General features: G+C 31.8%; 4 protein-coding genes. 3 read left to right on the top strand and 1 reads right to left on the bottom strand.

Annotated elements, in window-relative coordinates; all coding sequences use genetic code 11:
* Positions 1 to 1,014: glycosyl hydrolase family 18 protein (locus AADI82_RS14650; RefSeq protein WP_341217159.1), on the bottom strand; the 1,014-nt coding region annotated here is incomplete at its 3' end.
* A gap of 160 nt (positions 1,015 to 1,174) precedes the next feature.
* On the opposite strand from AADI82_RS14650, the gene AADI82_RS14645 reads away from it, so the two are divergent.
* The 3 genes from AADI82_RS14645 to AADI82_RS14635 form a co-directional block, all read left to right on the top strand.
* Complete coding sequence (locus tag AADI82_RS14645; RefSeq protein ID WP_034043970.1) at positions 1,175 to 1,567, top strand: DUF1761 family protein; 393 nt, start codon at positions 1,175 to 1,177, stop codon at positions 1,565 to 1,567.
* A 130-nt stretch (positions 1,568 to 1,697) separates the two neighbouring features.
* A complete protein-coding gene (locus tag AADI82_RS14640; RefSeq protein ID WP_341217158.1) occupies positions 1,698 to 2,147 on the top strand; it encodes a MarR family transcriptional regulator in 450 nt (149 codons plus the stop codon).
* Positions 2,148 to 2,157: 10 nt separating this feature from the next.
* Positions 2,158 to 3,086, top strand: a 929-nt coding sequence (locus tag AADI82_RS14635) for a 3-hydroxyacyl-CoA dehydrogenase family protein (RefSeq protein WP_341217157.1), incomplete at its 3' end; no start/stop codon positions are given.

The following is a 3,086-nucleotide window of genomic DNA, read 5'->3' as shown; positions in this document are numbered from 1 at the left end:
ATTCCCACAAAGCCCACTGGTTTTAACTCCCAATGTGGTGTATTCATCATGTATCGTTTTTAACAACGAATACGCATCAAAAGAATCTTGCCCAAGCTCCCAAATCATGATGCCACCAATATCTCTATCATAGGATAAATTAACTTTAGATTTAATAGTTGGTATCCCATTATAAAAAGTAGTTCCTACTTGATCTAAAACAGCATTATTAACATTATCTCTAACCATTTGGTTATAAGTAACTGAATGAGCTGTTGTAGAGTTAACAAAATTATAACCATAAAAAGGAACTCCTAGGGTTAGCTTTTCTGCAGATATTCCAACGGTATTGTTCCAAAAGTTGATGCCTTCTTTTGAAAAATTTAATGAGCTATGTTGGCCTGAAAATGACGGCAGCCACGGCCCTGTAGCATCATAAGACATAATATTTATAACATCAAAAATCTCTAATGCAGCATTGGTAACATTACTATACCTCGTTTGAGGGAAGGCAGCGCTTATCAATTTGCCTTGCGTTTTAAGTCCAGCACCTAATTCAATTACAAAATCGCTATAACCAGAAGTCACATGATTCCATTCTAAATCTACATCAACACCATCTAAATTATTATCAATCACATAATTTACAATGTTTGAGATAAATGCTGGTCTGTTTGCTGGAATATCGATTAAATTAGACCAATTTGTAGCTTGTTCAAAAGTTAAAGCGCCACCAGCCAAAGAAATAGAAATAATTATTTTTGGATTTGCTTTTCTTGCATCAGCCACTACTTTAGTGATAGGCTCCATAATAATGTTTCCTTTACTATCAGGATTTGCAAACGCCAAATTCAAATGGGTAAGTTTGCAGTATTCTATTTCATCACTTAAACCAAATTGGTAATAAGGTAAATAGCCTACTATCATTGCTGCTTTATCATTTATTTGCGTATCATTATCTTTAGGCAAATCATCTTTACTACACGAAACCATTAAAACAAATGATATGAAAAAAAGTAATATTATATTTTTCATTCAATTTTTTACTCAATATATCCAAACCAAAGATAAAATATTATTTTATCACCTAATTTCTTAAAAATCCAAATAATAACCATTGTAGCACATCTTATAATGATAATTTAATATTTTTTTTATACTTTTATTGATAACTAACTAATTAAAATTATTTAAGATGAAAACAAAAAATTTCTTAGTTGCTGGCATTGTTGGCGGCATAGTTGATTTCCTTTTAGGATGGCTATTTTATGGTATCATATTTAAAAACACCTTTCCTCAACCCGAAGAAAGCTCAAACACTATGTTATTCATATTTCTTGGTTGCATAACATTTGGACTATTTGTATCTTATATTTATACCCAATGGGCTCAAATTTCAACTGCTGCAACTGGTGCTAAAGCTGGTGCTATTATTGGGTTATTTGTTGGTCTGTTTTACAATTTCTTTAATATGGCTATGGATTCAGAAGCCGTTTTAAATTTAGCTGCTCTAGACGTAGTGATTTCTGTTGTTATGACCGCTATAATTGGTGCTGTAATAGGATTGGTTAATGGCAAAATGGGATAATCTTATTCCAAATATTAATAATAAAACTCACACCTCTTTTATAGAGGTGTTTTTTTATAATCTTTTTTTATTAAATTTATTATGCATGCATAATAAATTTTTATATATTTGAACCAACAACCTCTCACAAATGAAAGATAAAACTATTGATTACGTATTAAGAACCACATGGCTATCAGTACAAAAAATGTATAACGAAGAAGCTGCTAAATTTGAAAGTACAATGGCTACTGGATTTGCTTTATTAAATATAGATCCAGAAAAAGGTACACCATCAACTGCTTTAGGACCTAAAATGGGAATGGAAGCTACAAGTTTATCAAGAATATTAAAAAATATGGAAGTAAGTGGTTTAATTGAAAGAAAATCAAATCCTAATGATGGACGAAGTGTACTTATTCATTTAACCGAATTTGGCAGAGAAAAAAGAGCCTATTCAAGAGAAAAAGTACTCACTTTTAATGATACTATTAAACATAATGTTTGTCCAGAAAAACTGAACAGTTTTTATGAAGTTGCCGAATTAATTAATGATATGGTAACTAACAAAAAAATATATAATCAAAACAACGATAAGTAGTTTAAATAAGATGAGCAAACGTAGAATTAAAAAAATAGCCATTATAGGCTCAGGAATTATGGGAAGCGGCATTGCTTGCCATTTTGCTAATATTGGTGTTGATGTCTTGTTACTTGACATTGTACCGAGAGAGCTTAATGATAAAGAAAAAGCTAAAAGTTTAACCTTAGAAGATAAAGTTGTTAGAAACAGATTAGTAAATGATGCGCTTACAGCATCCATAAAATCTAAGCCTGCACCACTATACCACAATTCTTTTGCAAATCGTATCACTACAGGAAATCTTGAAGATGATATTGCAAAAGTTAAGGATGTCGATTGGATTATGGAAGTTGTTGTTGAAAGACTAGACATTAAAAAACAAGTTTTTGAAAAGCTAGAAAAATATAGAACACTAGGTACTTTGATTACTTCAAACACTTCTGGTATTCCAATTAAGTTTATGAGTGAAGGTCGTAGTGAAGATTTCCAGAAGCATTTCTGCGGAACACACTTTTTCAATCCTGCTCGATACTTAAAATTATTTGAAATCATTCCTGGACCAAAAACAGATCCTTCAGTTTTAGAATTCTTGAATGGTTATGGAGAACAATTCTTAGGAAAAACCTCAGTAGTTGCTAAAGACACTCCTGCATTTATAGGGAATCGTATTGGGATTTTCAGTATTCAAAGTTTATTCCACGCGGTTAAGGATTTAGATTTAACTGTTGAAGAAGTTGACAAATTATCAGGGCCTGTAATAGGTCGTCCAAAATCGGCTACTTTCAGAACCGTTGATGTTGTAGGCTTAGATACTTTAGTACACGTGGCTAACGGTATTTACGACAACTGCCCTAATGATGAACGTTTAGAGCTTTTTAAATTGCCAGATTTCATCAACACTATGATGAAAAATAAATGGTTAGGAAGCAAAACAGGTCAAGGGTTTTACAAGAAAAC

Origin of the sequence: uncultured Wocania sp., assembly GCF_964021735.1 — a bacterium.
Lineage (GTDB): Bacteria > Bacteroidota > Bacteroidia > Flavobacteriales > Flavobacteriaceae > Wocania_A.
This window is presented reverse-complemented; position numbering and strand designations above follow the sequence as displayed.